The sequence below is a fragment of the Vibrio sp. 2-2(8) genome, assembly GCF_963888495.1.
Classification (GTDB): domain Bacteria; phylum Pseudomonadota; class Gammaproteobacteria; order Enterobacterales; family Vibrionaceae; genus Vibrio; species Vibrio anguillarum.
Map to the genome: position 1 here is coordinate 218,537 of NZ_CAWPJM010000033.1, position 18,933 is coordinate 237,469.

The following is an 18,933-nucleotide window of genomic DNA, read 5'->3' on the forward strand; positions in this document are numbered from 1 at the left end:
TAAATTAAGCACTTACACCTAAAATTTGAAGAAGCAGAGCGGAAAGGAAATAGTAAACCCTGTGAGCCCGACTGCGACTTCAAATCGCTCAAAGAGCGTTGTTATTCTTTTTCTAGCACTAAGCGAGCATTGTGAGCTTGTATGGGCCGATTGTTATTTCCCATCACACTATGTAGTGCTGCACTTTGTTGCTGTGACAAACTTTTCGGCTGCTTGACCACCAACCATCTCACGCCTTCACTGCAAGGTGGCGTTGTGAGTGACCCATTAAAACGGTAATACTCATCTAGCTTAGGTAACAGTGACTGTACTGCTAACTCTTTTGCTAACGGCACACTCGCCCCAACTTTAGGCAACTCCGCAGTAAGCTGGGCTAATGGTTCGTTCTGTGCGCCCGTTTCAAACATCACCGCCAAAACTGCCAGATTGCCAGCCGCATCAGCATGCACAAAATGCGCTTCTAAAGGATATTGATGTCCTTTAATTAAGTTTTCAGAAGGGGTATGGAAGTGAAATTGTTTGAGTTCAAATTCTGTACCATCCACTACCAGTGTATTTTTCCCTGAAACTGAGGCTTGCAGCGTGTGTCCATTGTTGGTCAATGCACCCACAACGCCTGAATAGTGGATATCTAAAGATTTTAAATCAGCTTCAACGAGGCCATTGATATCAATTGGGCTTTGATTTTTGCCCATTTCACAAATTTTAGAAACATGTCCCCAATGTTCAGGGCCACGTTCACCTTCATATCCCCATTCATTTGCTTGCGCCACATAGGTAAAGCAAACGCTAATTGCTAGGGTCAACAGTTGTTTTTTCATTATCGTTCCTTGAGACAGCTTGTTATCTAAAATGTAACATTCAGGTTAATATCACGCGCACATGGTAATACATTCTTCATACCGCATCCGTGGTGAAAAATAACATTACATTGACGTGACTAGTCATTCATTTCAGTTCGCGCTCACCCTTTCCATGGCTAGCGCCGAACAATGTTTTGGCAAAACTGTTCGATATGTTTTCGGGTGGTATTGGGGTTCATTAAAACCGCTTTTTCTCCCGGAATATGTAAACAATGTCCAGTGTCATCATAATGAGTGCGCGCAATCGAATCGACCCAATTGGTGTTAAGATGCTGGCCTTTATGAGATAAGAACTGATGACGATGGTAGAGCGTATTCTCTACTATCGAATCAACCATAGAACCCTGACGTGCGACGTTCATTTCTTGATCAAACATCGATTCAGCACACGTCACTTTCTGTGGGTCATAGAGACGAAAAGTAACACTTGGCCCTTGGTTTTCTACTGCTGCCACCTTGCAGTGTGGTAGAGCGGCTAATTGGCAGCGTAAATAATTAGCATTTTGCAATGTATGACCAATCACGGTTTGGTAGCCTTCGATACCTAAATGTTGCAGTGCTGAATAGGCAGAAAAAACACCCACGGCACTGCGTGAACATTCAATGGTCGATTGCAAATGGCTCTCTTCTCTTTGAGCATGTTCAAAGTAGGAGTAATAACCAGGATCTGTTTTTAATACCGCGAGATCGTGTTTGTTTTTGAGCATCACCAAGCTGGAAGTATAAGGGACATAACCCCATTTTTGAAAATCGACCGTAAATGAATCCGCTAATTGTAAACTTTTAATCCTCGGCAATAAGGATTCAATACCCGTCAGTGTTGCCCGATTAAGCGATAAAGGGTTGCGTTCAAAATCATACTCTTGAAAAAACAACATACTCCACCCAACAGCAGCATCAACATGAATATGTGGTTTTATCGAAATCGCATATTCTTGGCATCTTCTTTCTCTTATCGCATAAACCTGTTCAATATCATCAATTGCGAAGGTATCGGTACTGCCAAATGTCAGCATTATGCTAGGAACAGCAATGCCATTTTTAAAACAGAAAATCAATTGTTGGTCTAATTCAGCCAAATCCATTTCATTGTTATCTTTAACTTTGATCCGAATCGCTTTACCTTGAACATCAACCCCCAACAACGACAAATTTGTCATGTTTGAATAGTGACCTGCTTCTGAATTGAATATCCTGTAATCTTCGCCCGCCAAACCATTCAGAGCTGACTTTGGCAACGCTTTTCGAATACCTAATAGATAGCCGTACAAATTACAAAATGTACCTCCTTGTGTGAATACTCCAGTCGCTTGATCACTATCATAACCAGCTAAATGCGCGATTTGCCGCACGACTAATTTTTCCAGTTCAATGGCATCTCCCGCATATTCGCTATAAACCAAGTTAGGGTTGGCAATAGTCGCAAGTAGCGCACCGTGAATGGCCGGGTCACAAGGTGTCGAGATCACATTTTCCACTGAGCGAGGGTCATCCCAGTTTTTTGAACGTTTGGCGGCATAAAGCGCTAAGTCGTTAAAAGGGTGAATGGCGTGGCTCGATTGTCGAGGAATGGTGTTTGAATGCCGTAATTGTTGCTGCAATGCAGTATTTACCACGGTTGGCGCATCAATTTTTCGCTCTTCAAGCCAACGGGCAATCTCGTGAATACGATACAAAGGCCAACGATTGGGATCGCGAGCAAAAAAATGCGCTTTCACTGTCTGGAAAATTTGCTCAAACGCAGGGTTCAGTTGATTGGCGTGCTCATCTAGCCACACGCTATAGTACGCTGTTTTCATGATGCTCTCTCCGTGCTTAATCCCAAATAAAACACCGCGTTAGCGGCGTTTTATTACTTTAATTTAAAGTTGGAGACCAAGCGGTCAAGCTCATGGTTTGAGTAAGAGAGTGACTCTGTAGCACTGACGGTTTGTCTGCCACTCACCACCAATGATTCAACGATGTCTCTTATCGCTAGCATATTGCGACTGAGCTCTTCTGCGACGGTACTTTGCTGTTCGGTCGCAGCTGCGATCTGGGTACTCAGATCATCAATTTCAGACACGGAAGTGCTCATGATGTTTAAACTGCCAGAAACTTCAGACGTTTTATCTGCTGTGGTTTGACATTGGTTTTTAGTTTTGTCCATTGCGGCTACAACGCTATCCGTCCCTTCAAGTAGCTTGGCCAGCATATCTGATATTTCAGTAGTGCTGTTTTGCGTTCTCGCTGCTAAAGCACGAACTTCATCTGCAACCACCGCAAACCCACGGCCTTGCTCACCCGCACGCGCCGCTTCGATCGCCGCATTCAACGCAAGCAAGTTCGTTTGCTCTGAAATGGCGCCAATCACGGTCAATACTTCGCTGATCTTGATCGCATCTTTGTTCATATTGGCAATGCGCTCAGACATCTGTTCGACGTCACTCACCAATGAGCTGACCGTTTCAACCGCATTATTCACAATAATAATCGATTGTTTGGCCTCTTTGCTCGCCGAGTCAGTAATGTGATTCGATTGCGTAACGCTCTCTGCCACAGTACGTGCACTTTCACTCATTTCAGTAATGGCCGTCACTACTTGCTCTGTTTCAGATGAGTGCGAAAGCAGCATCCGCTCATTTTCCTTTGCCGTTTGACCTAACTGCTCAATATTAGAGGAGATGTTTTGACTGGCATCAGATATTTGCAACATCATTTTTTGTAGATTTTCTGAGAATAAATTGAAGCCTTGGCTTATCTGCGCTAAGTCATCATCACCATTCACCTCCAAGCGGCGTGTCAAATCACCAGAGCCTTTCGAAAGATCAAGTACCGCTTTTTTCAGGCGTAGCAAAGGCTTGTAGATATAATTAAGAATGACGAAGATTGCCGCGACGCTGATAATGAGCAAAATCACCCCAGTGTAAATAGCGCTACTTTGCGCTTCATACACATTAGCTAACGCCGTACCTTTGTCGACGAACACCATCATGGTCCAGTACATGTTATCGGTTAGGTTAACGCGCTTGAAATAACCATCAAATTCAATGCCTAAATAAGGAAATGACAAGTGACCAGCATCTTGCTGGCTAAAAAGTTTCTCCATTTCGAGGAAATTAGGGCTGACTTGCGAGGGCGTTCGTCCAATATCACTAGGATCATCACTAGCAAAAAAGACAGCATTCTTGTCGGTTAGTGTCGCTGCACCGCCGGCAAAGCGCATATTACTGACTTGGACAATAACCTCATCCAGTTGGATATCTCCCAGCAAAACACCAATGAAACGGCTTTGTTGGTAGACAGGCATAACTACACTAATAACCTGTTTACCGGTGATTTTATCTTCATAAATTTCAGTTACCTGAGCAGTTCGAGAGGTTTTTGCTTGCTGATACCAATCCCTACTGGTGAAATTTTGTTGACCTGTAACAACTCCGTTGTCTTTGTCAAACGACATATAGGCACGCCCATCGTCATACGCCATAATGACATTTGAAATTTGCGCACTCTCAGCTAACAATCGAACTAAGTTGACATTCTCTTGATCAGAAAGAGCAGATCGGAAATGTTGTGAACCTTTAACTACGGCTTGATAACGTGTTTTCACCCAAGATTCGAGTTCAGAAACGTGATAGTTGAGCTTGTTTTGAGTTTCTGTGGTTAAAGAGGTAATCATCTTCTCTTTTAACGACAGCATGTTGATGGTGCCCAAAACGATTAAAGAAATCGCAACGAGCAGTGCTACGCTCACATATATTCTGCTTTTAAAACCTAAAGTCATAGATTCACCCTCACCGTATAACAGCTAGAAAGATTAAGGTGAAACTTGATCATATTATTAATATGAATGGTAGACCAATGAGACACCTAGCCAACCTAATAAAATTGGTACACGGCGAACACTTATGCAAGTTATGTCATTAATATTTATTATTGAGTGCGCAAAATGAATTTTACATTGAAAGACAAGATGATGATTTTTAATGGAAATACGTTGAGATGATGGTTAAGAAAAACGCGCAGTGGTGATGCTGCGCGCTGACTTATTTTTTATGACGCCACATTTGGCTTAGAAGCCCAAACGTAAAGCAGCTCTAGAGCAATTGTCGCACCAGCCAAAGCAGTTAGCTCACTTTGATCGTACGGAGGAGAAACTTCAACAACATCCATTCCCACCAAATTAATACCGGCCAATGCACGAATGATTTTCAGCACTTTATCGGAATTCAATCCACCACATACTGGCGTACCCGTTCCAGGAGCAAAAGCGGGATCTAAGCAGTCAATATCAAACGTCAGGTATACGGGTTTATCACCAATAGTTTGACGAATATTAGCGACGATCTCTTCCACTGACATATCATTCGCTTGCATCGCATTGATGACATTAAAACCGTGGCCTTCCTGTTTGTATTCGGTACGAATACCCACTTGCACAGAATGCTTGGCTGAGATTAACCCTTCCTTCGGCGCATGATAGAACATAGTGCCGTGATCATAAGCGCTGCCATTGGCATAGGTGTCAGTATGAGCATCAAAGTGAATCAATGCCATTTCGCCATAATATTTGGCATAAGCGCGCAATATAGGCAGCGTGATAAAGTGGTCACCACCTAAAGCAAGCATGGTTTTGCCACTTTTTAGAATTTCGCTAGTCGCCGCTTCTAAGCGATAAGTGAAATCTTCAGCGTCACCACAATCAAACACCAAATCACCCGCGTCGATCACTTTGGTATCTTGGAACAAGTTAAAGTTCCAAGGAAACTTTTTACCTTCCCATGCAAGGTTCACTGAAGCACGACGAATCGCATCTGGACCCATTCTCGCCCCCGGGCGACCTGATGTAGCCATATCCAAAGGTACGCCCAGTACCACGACATCGGCATCTGCACTTACTGGGTCTTTAACATAAGGACGACGTACAAACGTCATCGCATTGGAATACAGGGAATAATCAGTTTTAGTAAACAAATCATTCATTTAGAAATCCTCTAGATAGGTATAACCGCTCAAGCCTTGCTCAAGCTCTTGCAATACATTTTCTTGTTCTTCAACCGCCACACGCTGGCTAACTAATTCGCGGTAGTTTTTACGGATGGCATCCACATCAATATGAACATAGCGCATCATATCTTCAACCGTGTCTCCTTCGTTGATCGATACGATTTCAGTTTCGCCATTCTCTGCCATGTTCACCACCACGCTGTGTGTGTCGCCAAATAGGTTATGCATATCGCCTAAGATCTCTTGATAGGCCCCTACAAGGAAGAATCCCATCAAATACGGTTCATCGGCATTCCATGCTGGCACTGGCAGCGTCGTTTCAATACCTTGCCCCTCGACGTACTGCTCGATTGCACCATCAGAATCACAAGTGATATCCAGCATCACGGCGCGGCGATCTTCCACTTTTTCAAGGCCAGACAATGGCAACACAGGGAAAACTTGGTCGATTCCCCACGCATCTGGCAATGATTGAAACAGTGAAAAGTTAACAAAAAACTTATCCGCCAAACGCTCATTCAGTTCATCCAAAATAGGACGATGGAAGCGGTTTTTGGTGCTCATTTGCAGTGTCAGTTCGTGATAAATGCGCAGCGATAGCTGTTCAGCCCAAGCACGGTGCTGAAGGTTAATAACGCCAGTCGAAAACTGGTTGTGCGCTTCCGACAGATCGCTTTGTGTATCGTTGTAAATTTCAATCAGTGCACGCGCATCAGAGCCTTCACTTAAGCTTTGCCAGTTACGCCACATGTTTTGTAGCAATACCGGAGCTTCTTCACCGACTTCTGGAATCTCTTCTGGGTAATACGCTTCTGTACCAATAACATTAGTGATAAGTACGGCGTGGTGCGCGGTAATCGAGCGGCCTGATTCAGAAATAATGACTGGCCTTGGCTGACTATATAACTGGCACACATCGCTCACCGTGCTTACGATATTGCGTGCATATTCAGCTAAACCATAGTTCATCGAGTTGGATGATTGACTGCGTGTACCGTCGTAGTCCACCGCTAAACCGCCACCCACATCGAAGAAGTCAATCTCCGCACCAATATCACGCAGCTCGCAGTAAAAACGCGCCGCTTCGTTCACGCCATTACGCACATCACGAATATTCGCCATTTGCGAACCTAAGTGGAAATGCACCAGTTGCAACGCTTCTAGTTGCTGCTCTTTTTTAAGGCGTTCGATAACGGTCAACACTTGAGATGCAGAGAGCCCAAACTTCGATTTTTCACCACCACTCGCCTGCCATTTCCCCGCGCCTTGAGAAGCTAAACGAATACGGAGCCCTAAACGTGGTTTCACGCCTAGGCTTTTCGCTTCTTTCAGCACGAGATCCAGCTCAGACAATTTTTCCAAAACGATGAATACTTTATGGCCAAGCTTTTCACCAATCAGGGCCAGACGAATGTACTCTCTGTCTTTGTAGCCGTTACATACAATCACTGAACTTGCTTGTTGGGCTAAAGCCAATACCGCCAATAATTCTGGCTTACTGCCCGCTTCCAATCCAAGCTGTTTAGTCTCTAGCTGCGCTTGGCTGGCTAAAATCTCATCCACCACTTCTTTTTGTTGGTTCACTTTGATTGGGTAGACCAACAGGTAGTTGTTTGGATATTGGTATTCTTCAATCGCCTGATTAAAGGCGTCACAGATGTTATGTACGCGTTGATGCAGGATCTGCGGAAAACGTACAAGCACAGGCAAATTTAAATCACGCGCTTCAAGCTGCTTTACGATCGAACTCAAGGGGGTTTGGTGCGCCTTATCATGGCGCGGCGAAACATAAACTTCGCCTTGATTGTCAATACCGAAGAAGCCTTGGCTCCAATAATGAACATTGTAGTCAGCGCGAACGCGATCTAATTTGGATGGTTGTTCCACATCTAATCTCACAAAAACAGAGAGTAAAAAGTGAATCAGAAAGTCTGATATCACGACTTGACGCCTGTAACGTCAGGCGCATTAACGGTTAAAAGCGTATGTGTGTCTAATGATAATAATTTGTCGTTAAGATTACGTTTGATTATCACCAGTTCGCTATAAAAAGTGGATGAAATTTAATACAAAATCAAACGTTACCACTGATCAGCTCGTCAAACTTCTTATTGCCGTGTAGCCCTTCTAAATCAGCTTCTTCTGCAATTAAATCTCGCAATGAAGCGCTAATTTCCGTGGCTCTTTGTAAATCCTCAATCGCTTGTTCTTCGGCTCCGATACGCGCATACGCACATGCTCGTTGGTACAAGGCTGGCGCATTAGCATCATCTAACTCTAGCACGCGATTACATAGGCTCAGTGCCCAGTAGTATTCCCGAATTTCCATCGCAGCATCTGCTTTGTATGTCAACGCTTCCAAATCTCCGGGACGGATTTTTAAAATTTCGTCATACACTTCAATACGCTGCTCTGGTGTTTGGACACTTTGCGCTCTCAACCATAAGTTATGGATTTCATTAATAATTTCAATTTCACGGTTGTTTTCAGTAATGATGCGTGTTTTGCGCTTAAGATCTCGCTCCAAGGCGAGGAATTTTTTCTCATATTCCTGCGCAATTTGATTTAGCCGTTTATCGGCCAGCTCACGCGTGTTGTGCTTCACTTCTTTAAGTGACTGCCAACCAATTAATGCAACTAATGAGGCAACACCAGCGATGACATAGAAAAAATAGGTCACCGTCACATTCGAGTAATTCAGTGACTTGTCTGCAACGGACAGTTCTCTGTCGGTAATTTGAATCGTGAGTCGCCGTTCAAGATCTTGTTGATCTTGTCTTAACGCTTTCAGCTCATCCAATATGTAGCGCTCAACCAAAGGACGATCCAATATTGGCGATTCAGAATAAGGCTCTTCCTGTGCCAGCGTTGGGAAAGACGTTAGCACTATCAGGAACAAGAATAGCGGCAATAATTGCCGCACAATCGGTTGCTCATTTATTTTTCTCACTCTCTACCTCTTTCATCAGACACGTTGTCGATTTATTCGTCGCCATTTTCAAATCTGCACACCGATGGACCCAAATTTCTCTGGCCTGTCATCCACATATAACCATTTTAACTCAAACTATTTTTTGTTTTTTTAAATTTATTTTTGATATAAAAAATCAGTAAGTTAATGACAAAATGGCTAGTGACAACTGGGTTAAAACTTGAAAACCGTCAAATTAATGTTTAGTGTACTATACATATTTACGGCTAAACATTAAATAGCCATGAAGAACAAAGGATGTAAATCATGTCACCCGTGTTAGAAGTTAAGAACCTCTACAAGGTATTTGGAGAGACTCCACAACAAGCTTTCCCGCTGTTAGAAAAAGGGTTGGATAAGGACCAAATTTTCGAGCAAACCGGGCTCACTGTTGGGGTCAAGGATGTGTCTCTTTCAATCAATGAAGGGGAGATTTTTGTCATTATGGGTTTGTCCGGTTCAGGCAAGTCAACTTTAGTTCGATTGTTGAACCGCCTGATTGAGCCAACCCAAGGGAGTGTTTTACTGAAGGGTAAGGATATTGCCCATATTTCAGAGCAAGAGCTGCGCGATGTAAGACGTAAAAATATCTCAATGGTATTTCAGAACTTCGCACTCATGCCACATATGACTGTTCTTGAAAACGCTGCCTTTGGATTAGAATTATCAGGAGTGGTGGTTCATGAACGTAATAAAAGTGCAAAAGAAGCACTCGCTCGGGTTGGCTTAGACGCCTACTGTGAGTCATTCCCTGATGAGTTATCGGGTGGGATGAAACAACGCGTTGGTTTGGCTCGTGCACTCGCCAACGACCCTGACATTTTGTTAATGGACGAAGCATTTTCCGCACTCGACCCGTTAATCCGCACCGAAATGCAAGATGAACTAATCCGCCTGCAAAATGATGATAAGCGAACCATCGTTTTTATTTCTCATGACCTTGATGAAGCAATGAGAATTGGTGACCGTATCGCCATCATGCAAGATGGCATCGTCGTACAAACGGGCACGCCCGATGAAATATTGCATCATCCTGCTAACGATTACGTCAGTTCATTCTTTCGTGGCGTTAATGTTGCCAGTGTTTTTTCAGCTAAAGACATTGCCCGCAAAAAACCCGCGGCCGTTTTTAAAAAACACGACAATGATGGCCCGGCTGCAGCAATGCAGTTACTGATGGATCATGACCGAGACTACGGAATTGTAGTTGACCGTACGAATAAATACTCTGGCATTGTGTCGCTCGACTCTCTGAAACAAGCTCTCAAGCAACAAACATCACTTAGCGCGGCACTACTGCCTGACATTGTGACGGTTGATCCGGAGCTGTCTGTTAGTGAATTAATCAGCCAAGTTGCTGAAGTCCCCTACGCCGTGCCTGTTGTCGATCAGCAGGGAAATTATTACGGCGTGATCACCAAATCACGCTTATTGCAGACTTTGGATAGGGAATAATTATGACAACGGAAACCAACATTCAATCCACAGAGGCGCTTGACCCATGGGCGTCTACCGCGCAAACGCCTGTCAGCAGCGATCCTTGGTCAGCGACTACTGCGTCTCCAACTACAGCAGGTGATTGGTTAAATGGCGCAACCGACGCTCCCGCGCCTTTCGATTGGCTGCACCCATTTCAAGATGCAATTATCCCCTTTGATCACTGGGTTGAAACCGGGCTGGGTTGGTTAGTGGAACACGGAAGGCCATTATTTCAAGCTGTCAGAGTACCTGTTGATTTTATTTTAAGTTCATTTGAAACCACGTTAGTTTCAACGCCAGCGCCTGTGATGTTGTTGATTTTATTTTTGATCACATGGCAACTTGCTGGACCTAAAATGGGTATCGCTTCATTAGCCTCACTGATTACGATTGGATTAATCGGAGCGTGGTCACAAGCAATGGTCACCCTCGCCTTGGTCATGACCTCGGTATTCTTTTGCCTATTGATTGGCTTGCCACTTGGGATTTGGCTGGCCAGAAATCAAACGGCTGCAAAATTCATCCGCCCCGTTTTGGATGCGATGCAAACCACGCCCGCATTCGTGTATTTAGTCCCGATCGTGATGCTGTTCGGAATTGGCAACGTACCTGGCGTGGTGGTAACCATTATTTTCGCCCTGCCACCGATTGTTCGTTTAACCATCTTAGGTATTCAACAAGTTCCCGAAGAGCTTATCGAAGCAGGCCATGCATTCGGCGCAAGCCCAAAACAGATGCTCTACCGTATTCAGTTACCACTAGCCATGCCGACCATTATGGCCGGTGTCAACCAAACACTGATGCTATCGCTGTCGATGGTTGTAATTGCCTCCATGATTGCTGTCGGTGGCTTAGGGCAAATGGTTTTGCGTGGTATTGGCCGACTTGATATGGGACTCGCTGCCGTGGGAGGGCTTGGCATTGTCATTCTCGCCATCTTACTTGATCGCCTAACTCAGCATATCGGTACAGAAAATCGCGATCAAAAAGTACGCTGGTATCAAACCGGCCCTATCTCACCCTTTTATTTACTGAAGCAAAAACTGACTCATCAGAGTGCAAACAATCTAGGAGAACAGAAATGAATTACGCATGGAAGACGTTAATCTCAACCAGTTTAATCGCATCGGCGGCATTACCCATCAGCGCTTGGGCTGATAAACTTCCTGGCAAAGGTATTAGTGTACAACCCGTACAATCGACAGTGGCTGAAGAAACATTTCAAACTCTCATCGTGAACAAAGCGATGGAAGCGCTGGGGTACGATGTCAAACCGACCAAAGAAGTCGACTACAACGTGGCTTATACTTCGATTGCCGAAGGCGATGCAACCTATCTCGCCGTTGGGTGGTTTCCTTTACACGCCGACAAATACTCGATGGCGGGCGGCGACGCTAAGTTCTATCGAAAAGGTCAATATATATCAGGAGCAGCGCAAGGCTACTTGATTGATAAAAAAACGGCAGATAAATACGGTATTACCAATATTGCTCAGTTAAAAGACCCTAAAATCGCCAAGCTGTTTGATGCAAATGGCGATGGTAAAGCAGACTTAACTGGCTGCACACCCGGCTGGGGTTGTGAGATGGTGATTGAGGAGCACTTAACCGCCTACGGTTTACGACCGACCGTTACTCACAACCAAGGTAACTATGCCGCTATCATTGCCGATACAATTTCACGCTACAAAAAAGGCGACCCTATCCTTTATTACACTTGGACACCTTATTGGGTGAGTGGGGTGTTGGTCCCTGGTAAAGATGTCACTTGGCTTGAAGTCCCTTTCTCTGCCCTACCTGGTGAGCGCAAAAATATTGATACAACCCTACCCAACGGAAAGAACTTCGGCTTTGAGATGAACAGCATGCTGATTGTCGCCAATAAAAAATTCGCTCTAGAAAACCCAGCCGCAGCAAAACTTTTTGAAATCATGAAGTTGAATATTAATGATATCAGTGCGCAAAACATGATCATGAGTAAAGGTAAAAACTCTGCCAAAGATATTGAAGCTCATGCCAATGGTTGGATAAAAGCTCACCAATCTGAATTCGATTCGTGGATAAAAACCGCCAAAGAAGCAGCGAAGTAAGAATATGGAGCCACCCATATCAAAAGGGTGGCTCTGCTTATTTTCAAGGAGGAAAGTATTGGATATTCATGAAGAAGTACTGGTCGCTATACGCCAAATTATTCGTGCGACAGATCTCCATTCCAAAAAAATAAACAAAGATTTTGGCCTCACTAGCCCCCAACTATTGTTAATGCGTGCGATCCAAAACTCGGCCGATATGACCATAAAGCAACTCTCCGATCATACGAATATGAGCCAAGCTACAGCGACCAGCATTTTGGATCGCTTAGAAAAGCGCGCACTGATCATTCGAGAGCGAGATCAACAAGATAAACGTAAAGTTCATGCGTTGTTGACCCCAACAGGAGATGAATTATTACTCAAAGCACCCACACTGCTAAAAGATAGCTTTATTGAACAATTTCAGGCGTTAAACGCATGGGAACAAACTCTCATTCTCTCCACTTTACAGCGGTTATCGATGATGATGAAAACACCAGAAATAGAAGCATCGACGCTATTGTCTAGTCTAGAACCCGATGATCCTCTCTAGTTTTTATTCGACCGACTAAAGCAAATTGGTTACTTTTTTCTCAACCCAATTCCAATTATCAACCTCAGCCAGATTAGAGGTTGTAATTGACTGAATTTCGGTTATTTTGAACCAAATCTCCTTTTTCTGATTCGTCATGGAATACTTAGACTTATTTCAAAAAAATTATCAATGGATCATCACGATCATGGCGTTGCTTATTTATCCTAAAACAGCCAGCTACACCGTGCGATGGTTTGAGAATATGGTCATAGGCAAAGTCGATATTCATCGGCTTAAACGAGCACGTTGGCTGGTGAAGACCTTACTCTTCTTGGTGTTAGTGTTGACTCTGCTAATGATGTGGGGCGTGGAACTGCGTGGGTTATTGGTTGTTGGCTCATCACTTTTTGCGTTGCTTGGCGTCGGTTTGTTTGCAGGTTGGTCTTTGCTGAGCAACGTCACCTCATTTCTGGTTTTATTTGTACAAAACCACTGTCGCATCGGTTTATGGGTGCGAGTGGTGGATGGCGCAAATTTTGTTGAAGGTAAAATCGTCGACATGAACCTACTCAATGTCGTATTAGAGAATGTTGATGGCAATACAGTGCTCTATCCAAACAACCTCTTTATTGTTCGCCCTGTAATTGTATTAAACAAAACTCCAGAAAAAGCCGTGAAAAAAATCGAGAAGAAACAACTTCCTATCGGAGTAAAACGTTGAACGAATATCAAGACCTTTCACTGCATATTGAAACGATTTCAAAAGCCGATGAGCAGCAACAAATCGACTTACTCGGCGAGTACGTGGAAAGTGGGCTTGATGAAAGCTCGATCGCAATCATCTTAGAAGCTTTTCCTGTCGAGCAGCGGGTACGTCTGTGGCGTAGCCTACCCTTAGAGCTACACATTGATGTACTGACAGAGATGCGTGCTGAAGTACGTTTTTCTATCATCAACGCACTGTCAGAAATAGAACTAAAACTGACTCTCGCCAAGCTCGATAACTTGTCTCTGCTCGAATGGGCCGATTCTCTGCCTGATGAAATCATCAGTGAAGCGCTGCGCTTAATTAGTCGCGACGAGCTTGAATTGTATGATCAAGCCAATGCCTATGAAGATACTGAAGTTGGCCACTGGGCAAACCGTAAAGTGTATACCTTGCCTTTCAGCATCAGTGTCGACAAAGCCAAGATACTATTGGAGAAATATCATTATGACTCTCCACAACATATCTATTTGATCAACAAAGCAAAAAAATTCCAAGGTATCGTGAGTTATACAGAAATTTTGCTTGCTGAAAGCAAAACTTTACTGAAAAACATCAAGCAAGATGATCTCTTTACGCTGAATGCTCACCAGTCACTTTCTGAAGCAGTTGAAGCGTTAGAACATTCCCAATTGCCGACCGTCGCCATCATTGATAACCATGAAATCTTAGTGGGTGAAATTGACTGGCAATTTGCCCTGAGTACACAACGAGAGATTTACGAATCGCGCTTAATGGCCGGTACAGGTATGGATGAAGGAGATGACTTATTTGCACCCATCATTAAAAGTTCCAAAAAACGAGGCCTTTGGCTCGGGATCAACCTGCTGACCGCCATCCTCGCTTCGGTCACTATAGGTATGTTTGAAACGGTCATCTCGCAAGTTGTCGCGTTAGCGGTGTTGATGCCAATTGTTGCCTCGATGGGCGGTATTGCGGGAAGTCAAACCTTAACCTTGATGGTACGTGCCATGGCATTGAACCAAATTACACCGGGTAACCGTTTTGCGTTGCTCAAAAATGAAATTGGTATTGGTTCCATTAACGGTTTGTTATGGGCGTTGATCATTGGTGCTTTGGCAGGGCTCTGGTTCCAGTCAGCGATGATTGGCGCCACCATTTCACTGGCCATTGTCGTAAATATCATTACCGCCGCGCTGTTTGGGGTACTCATCCCGATCACGCTTGATAAGTTTAAGCTTGACCCAGCATTAGCGGGCTCTGTCATCTTAACCACAGTAACGGATGTGGTTGGCTTCTTTGCCTTCTTGGGCACAGCAAGTTTAGTGATGTTGTAGCTTTCCAAACCGCTTGAAACCTAAGCGAGCTAAACCACTTAAAAAACAGCCGCTCAGAAAATAAATCCCCAATCACGTAGATTACTATGTGATTGGGGGGGCGATTGGGGGGAACGATCCTTCAATCTGAACCGCTAAGCCGCTTTTTTGGTAGATAGCGGTTTCGCAATCAACACATCATGTAAAACACAAATCGCGCGATTGTAATCGTTGTCTTCAACTACGAATTGTACATTGACATTACGCATCGACGAGTGAGCGGCAATAGGGCTAATTTTTGCGTTAACTAATGCTTGCATGCCCTGCGTTAATGCGTTGTTGGTGTTCATTGATGCACCGATTGCGGAAATGAGGGCGACCATTTTTCCTGATACAGATGCATTCGGGTAGCGCTTCTCTATTTTGTACAACACGTGGTTTAAGTTATCGCTGCTGCCACTGAGGTAATACGTCATCGAGTTTGCATTCATCTCTTTACCAACGAGATGTACCTTAGCTTCGGCGATCACTTCCATCAATTCATAACTGGCATTATCAATTTTCCCGACCATACTTTGGTCAAAAATATGCAAGGCGAACACTTTGTCCTTACCCGCAATAATCTCTACCTTATTGTTCTGAGGCTTATGAACATTGGAAATGAGAGTACCTTTATGCTCTGGTTCGAACGTATTTTTGATTCTGAGCTCAATCCCCTGCTGACGCAGCCCAGCTGCCGCATTCGGATGAATCGCTTCCATACCTAAATTAGCCAGTTGGTCTGCTACGTCAAAGTTCGTCAATCCCATCGGGCTAACCTTATCGGCGCCTACAATTCTCGGGTCTGCGGAGCTTAAGTGATACTCTTTATGGATGATCGCTTGCGTTGCGTTGGTTAATGCAGCAATGCGGCTAAAGGTCATTTCACTATAGCCACGATCATAGGTTTTCATTAATCCTTCATTACAGTAGGCGTAGCCAGTCACGATTGGCAATTGTGTTGCTACATCAATGTCTTCGAAGGCAGCCAAAATCACCTCATCTAAGCTTCCTGCTTGCCCATTATTCCACCCAGAGAGATCAATGAAGCATGCATTAATCCCAAGAGTTTTTAGCTTCAAACTGGTGTTATAGGCACTATGAGCCTCGCCTATTGAAGATAAAAATTCTCGCACCTGAGGCAAATACTGACGCAATGAAAACTGCCCGTATTGACACGTTTCTAGAATATTATTAATGCAGTTGACTGCTTCTGAGATCCGAGAACGAATAAATTTATCCGCGCGAATACGACTCATAGGATCGGCAAACAAATGCTCATTAATCAGCAACATACGTTGCTCAAGTTGGTACATGGCTTCTTGCCATTGCGTATCATGTTTCGCGATCATCTGGTAAATACCGGGCTTGCCAGTGCGTTTGCATTCCAGTAGAGCATCGGTAATGGTTGCATACGCTGATACCACAAACACTCGATCATAAGGGTGATGAGGCCTTAGTAAAATATTGTCGAGCACAGCATCAAAAGCGCTCATTGATGTTCCACCGATTTTTTCTACGGTGTAAGACATGGGATCTCCTTTTCTTTTAAATTGAATGCAGTGAATCGTCGCGAGTGATTACTCAATGATTGGGTAAACACCTTTTTCATCATGCGTTTCAGTTCCTGTCAGTGGCGGGTTAAAAACACATGCCATAACCATATCTGCACCAGAATAAGCTCTTAAATAGTGCTCGTCATGTTGATCAAGGATGTACAAAGTGCCGGGCTTTATCGGGTAAGTTTCCCCTCCTATCACTTCGATTTCCCCTTCACCTGACATGCAATACACTGATTCCAAATGGTTTTGATAGTGAATATGGGTCTCGCCGCCTTTAAAGATAGTCGTGATATGAAATGAAAAACCCATATTGTCATCTTTCAGCAGCATACGAACGCTTTCCCAAGTTTGAGCAACAACCCGGCGCTCACTTTGGCGACACTCTTCTAATGTTCTAACAATCATTTTTTATTCCTAAGATGCTTTTTTAATTAACTGAGAGGCTAGCTCTTCTACCGCTTGTGCAAAAATATCTAAACCTTGGTCAAGTTCGGTTTCTGTGATAGTAAGTGGGCAGAAAAACTTAATTACTTCGTCATTTGGGCCTGCGGTTTCAATCACCATCCCTAGTTGAAAACAACGACGAGCAATTTTATGGGCGATCTCACCACTGCTGCATTCAATGCCTTGCATTAGTCCACGCCCTTTGTGGCGGTTAAACAGTGTGGGGAAACGACGCAGTGTGGTTTGAATGACATGCGTCACTTGCTTGGCTCGATGTGCGATATGAGTGGTAAAATCATCATTTGACCAATAGGTTTCCAGCGCTTTTGTAGCGGTTACAAAGGCGTGATTATTACCGCGAAAGGTTCCGTTGTGCTCTCCCGGTTTCCACACATCTAACTCAGGTTTCAGCAGCACAATCGCCATAGGTAACCCATAACCACTGAGCGATTTCGATAGCGTCACTATGTCCGGTTTTATTGCTGATGGCTCGAAACTGAAAAAAGTTCCCGTACGTCCACAACCAGCTTGAATATCGTCAACGATAAGCAGAATATCGTTTTTCTTACAGAGACGACTTAAGCGTTGCAACCACTCGTTGGACGCGCAATTTAAGCCACCTTCGCCTTGGACAACCTCCAATAATACCGCAGCCGGTTTGTCTAAACCCGATGAGTTATCATTCAGCATATTTTCAAATAGCGACAGGCCATCAATATTGGCATAGCCATCATAAGGGAGCCGCGTCACGCCACCTAAGCTAAGCCCAGCGCCGCCTCGATGATGTTGATTTCCTGTTGCGGCAAGTGCGCCATAAGAGCAACCATGAAAGCCGTTAGTGAAAGCCACAATATTACTTCTGCCCGTGGCTTTTCTGGCCAGCTTCATTGCCGCCTCTACAGCATTAGTCCCAGTTGGACCAGTAAACTGCACTTTGTAGTCGAGGTTTCTTGGTTCAAGAATGAGACTTTCAAATACCGCGAGGAACTCAGCCTTGGCAGAGGAGTGCATATCCAAGCCGTGAGTAATGCCGTCTTTATCAATGTACTCCAATAGCGCCTGCTTAAAGAGGGCGTTATTGTGACCATAATTTAACGAACCAGCTCCAGCCAAAAAATCTAAGTAGCGATCACCAGAATCGGTAAATAGCCAGCTCCCTTTTGCCGTAGAGAAAACCACGGGAAAGTGATTGGCATAAGATTGCACGTTTGATTCTTTCTTTTTAAAAATGTCCATAACGATGATAGTTATCCTGTTAAGTTAGAACGAGGTTTGAGCGGAATACGGTACAAATACTCGGTATCATGCTCTCCTTCAAAGTGACGAGTTTGATCGAGAAAGGTCGATACCTCTCCTTGCTCGCCATGTGCTCGATCAAACTTCTTAAAGAGGCTCCATGAACCTTGATTGTTTTTCGTGATAGTCGTTTCCAATACACGAACATCAGCCATAACGTCACGAGCGAGCAATTCATGTAACAAATGTGAGGCAAGCCCTAGCCCACGAGCATTTGGATGCACGGCCACTTGCCAAATAAACAATTCATCAGAATTGTCAGGCTTTAAATAGGCCGAAATAAACCCCACGGTTTCGCCATTTCTTTCCGCTAAGATGCAAGTCTCTTGAAAGTGAATCGCTTGTAGGAAGTTACAGTATGAGGAGTTTTCATCTAAGGGAGGGCATAGCCCAATCAAATCATGTACACGCTGCCCGTCGGCTTGATTAGGGGTACGAAACGTCCATTGTTCTGTCTTTGTTTGCATAATTTCCGGGTATGCAACCCAAGGTGCTGCTGTAATCATTGCCTGCCACATAAATAGTTAGAGCTCTAATTAAAAATCTCTATATAAACTAACAGTACAAATGGAAAATTCAACCAAAAAATTCAAAAAAATAGCGATAATAGATATATGGTGCTGATTTAAAACGAATAAATAAGT

General features: G+C 44.1%; 16 protein-coding genes. 6 read left to right on the forward strand and 10 right to left on the reverse strand.

The annotated features are described in order from the left end of the window. Positions 1-101 precede the first annotated feature (101 nt). From AACV12_RS10205 to AACV12_RS10230, 6 genes are all read right to left on the reverse strand, one after another. Complete coding sequence (locus tag AACV12_RS10205) at positions 102-821, reverse strand: carbonic anhydrase (RefSeq protein ID WP_170900291.1); 720 nt, start codon at positions 819-821, stop codon at positions 102-104. 158 nt (positions 822-979) lie between these two features. Then, on the reverse strand, positions 980-2,662 hold the full coding sequence (locus AACV12_RS10210) for a pyridoxal phosphate-dependent decarboxylase family protein (RefSeq protein ID WP_170900292.1): 1,683 nt from the start codon (positions 2,660-2,662) through the stop codon (positions 980-982). 53 nt (positions 2,663-2,715) lie between these two features. Beyond that, positions 2,716-4,626, reverse strand: a complete 1,911-nt coding sequence (locus AACV12_RS10215) for a methyl-accepting chemotaxis protein (RefSeq protein ID WP_020977858.1) — start codon at positions 4,624-4,626, stop codon at positions 2,716-2,718. 269 nt (positions 4,627-4,895) lie between these two features. Further along, complete coding sequence (gene speB, locus AACV12_RS10220; RefSeq protein WP_013867969.1) at positions 4,896-5,825, reverse strand: agmatinase; 930 nt, start codon at positions 5,823-5,825, stop codon at positions 4,896-4,898. Beyond that, complete coding sequence (speA, locus tag AACV12_RS10225; protein ID WP_026027469.1) at positions 5,826-7,736, reverse strand: arginine decarboxylase; 1,911 nt, start codon at positions 7,734-7,736, stop codon at positions 5,826-5,828. A gap of 187 nt (positions 7,737-7,923) precedes the next feature. After that, complete coding sequence (locus tag AACV12_RS10230) at positions 7,924-8,748, reverse strand: tetratricopeptide repeat protein (protein ID WP_228209362.1); 825 nt, start codon at positions 8,746-8,748, stop codon at positions 7,924-7,926. A 339-nt stretch (positions 8,749-9,087) separates the two neighbouring features. Between AACV12_RS10230 and proV the strand changes: the two genes are divergently transcribed. From proV to AACV12_RS10260, 6 genes are all read left to right on the forward strand, one after another. After that, positions 9,088-10,275: a glycine betaine/L-proline ABC transporter ATP-binding protein ProV gene (gene proV, locus AACV12_RS10235; RefSeq protein ID WP_094149352.1), complete on the forward strand. Its 1,188-nt coding sequence runs from the start codon at positions 9,088-9,090 to the stop codon at positions 10,273-10,275. A gap of 2 nt (positions 10,276-10,277) precedes the next feature. After that, positions 10,278-11,384: a glycine betaine/L-proline ABC transporter permease ProW gene (proW, locus tag AACV12_RS10240; RefSeq protein ID WP_017043350.1), complete on the forward strand. Its 1,107-nt coding sequence runs from the start codon at positions 10,278-10,280 to the stop codon at positions 11,382-11,384. Further along, the gene (proX, locus tag AACV12_RS10245; RefSeq protein WP_017043349.1) at positions 11,381-12,388 is read left to right on the forward strand and encodes a glycine betaine/L-proline ABC transporter substrate-binding protein ProX; all 1,008 of its coding nucleotides are present in this window, start codon (positions 11,381-11,383) and stop codon (positions 12,386-12,388) included. The genes proW and proX overlap by 4 nt, the downstream gene beginning before the upstream one ends. A 4-nt stretch (positions 12,389-12,392) precedes the next feature. Then, positions 12,393-12,923, forward strand: a complete 531-nt coding sequence (locus tag AACV12_RS10250; RefSeq protein WP_013867975.1) for a MarR family winged helix-turn-helix transcriptional regulator — start codon at positions 12,393-12,395, stop codon at positions 12,921-12,923. A 136-nt stretch (positions 12,924-13,059) separates the two neighbouring features. Continuing rightward, a complete protein-coding gene (locus tag AACV12_RS10255) occupies positions 13,060-13,626 on the forward strand; it encodes a mechanosensitive ion channel domain-containing protein (protein WP_013867977.1) in 567 nt (188 codons plus the stop codon). After that, positions 13,623-14,969: a magnesium transporter gene (locus AACV12_RS10260; protein ID WP_017046070.1), complete on the forward strand. Its 1,347-nt coding sequence runs from the start codon at positions 13,623-13,625 to the stop codon at positions 14,967-14,969. Before AACV12_RS10255 ends, AACV12_RS10260 begins: the two co-directional genes overlap by 4 nt. A 134-nt stretch (positions 14,970-15,103) precedes the next feature. Here AACV12_RS10260 and AACV12_RS10265 read toward each other — a convergent pair whose 3' ends face one another. Genes AACV12_RS10265 through ectA form a run of 4 tightly spaced genes read right to left on the reverse strand, consistent with a single transcriptional unit; the run spans position 15,104 to position 18,807 of the window. Further along, positions 15,104-16,519, reverse strand: a complete 1,416-nt coding sequence (locus tag AACV12_RS10265) for an aspartate kinase (RefSeq protein WP_013867979.1) — start codon at positions 16,517-16,519, stop codon at positions 15,104-15,106. A 48-nt stretch (positions 16,520-16,567) separates the two neighbouring features. Beyond that, the gene (locus AACV12_RS10270) at positions 16,568-16,954 is read right to left on the reverse strand and encodes an ectoine synthase (protein WP_017048323.1); all 387 of its coding nucleotides are present in this window, start codon (positions 16,952-16,954) and stop codon (positions 16,568-16,570) included. 9 nt (positions 16,955-16,963) lie between these two features. Continuing rightward, positions 16,964-18,229, reverse strand: coding sequence for a diaminobutyrate--2-oxoglutarate transaminase (gene ectB / locus AACV12_RS10275; RefSeq protein WP_047689962.1), 1,266 nt, complete (start codon positions 18,227-18,229; stop codon positions 16,964-16,966). Positions 18,230-18,240: 11 nt separating this feature from the next. Next, positions 18,241-18,807, reverse strand: a complete 567-nt coding sequence (gene ectA, locus AACV12_RS10280; RefSeq protein ID WP_013867982.1) for a diaminobutyrate acetyltransferase — start codon at positions 18,805-18,807, stop codon at positions 18,241-18,243. Positions 18,808-18,933: the final 126 nt, after the last annotated feature.

What these genes read in the sequence shown, in the direction of transcription:
- AACV12_RS10205 (WP_170900291.1), bottom strand. Translation starts at nt 821, where the DNA reads ATGAAAAAACAACTGTTGACCCTAGCAATTAGCGTTTGCTTTACCTAT.
- AACV12_RS10210 (WP_170900292.1), bottom strand. Translation starts at nt 2,662, where the DNA reads ATGAAAACAGCGTACTATAGCGTGTGGCTAGATGAGCACGCCAATCAA.
- AACV12_RS10215 (WP_020977858.1), bottom strand. Translation starts at nt 4,626, where the DNA reads ATGACTTTAGGTTTTAAAAGCAGAATATATGTGAGCGTAGCACTGCTC.
- speB (WP_013867969.1), bottom strand. Translation starts at nt 5,825, where the DNA reads ATGAATGATTTGTTTACTAAAACTGATTATTCCCTGTATTCCAATGCG.
- proV (WP_094149352.1), top strand. Translation starts at nt 9,088, where the DNA reads ATGTCACCCGTGTTAGAAGTTAAGAACCTCTACAAGGTATTTGGAGAG.
- proW (WP_017043350.1), top strand. Translation starts at nt 10,278, where the DNA reads ATGACAACGGAAACCAACATTCAATCCACAGAGGCGCTTGACCCATGG.
- proX (WP_017043349.1), top strand. Translation starts at nt 11,381, where the DNA reads ATGAATTACGCATGGAAGACGTTAATCTCAACCAGTTTAATCGCATCG.
- AACV12_RS10250 (WP_013867975.1), top strand. Translation starts at nt 12,393, where the DNA reads ATGGAGCCACCCATATCAAAAGGGTGGCTCTGCTTATTTTCAAGGAGG.
- AACV12_RS10255 (WP_013867977.1), top strand. Translation starts at nt 13,060, where the DNA reads ATGGAATACTTAGACTTATTTCAAAAAAATTATCAATGGATCATCACG.
- AACV12_RS10265 (WP_013867979.1), bottom strand. Translation starts at nt 16,519, where the DNA reads ATGTCTTACACCGTAGAAAAAATCGGTGGAACATCAATGAGCGCTTTT.
- AACV12_RS10270 (WP_017048323.1), bottom strand. Translation starts at nt 16,954, where the DNA reads ATGATTGTTAGAACATTAGAAGAGTGTCGCCAAAGTGAGCGCCGGGTT.
- ectB (WP_047689962.1), bottom strand. Translation starts at nt 18,229, where the DNA reads ATGGACATTTTTAAAAAGAAAGAATCAAACGTGCAATCTTATGCCAAT.
- ectA (WP_013867982.1), bottom strand. Translation starts at nt 18,807, where the DNA reads ATGTGGCAGGCAATGATTACAGCAGCACCTTGGGTTGCATACCCGGAA.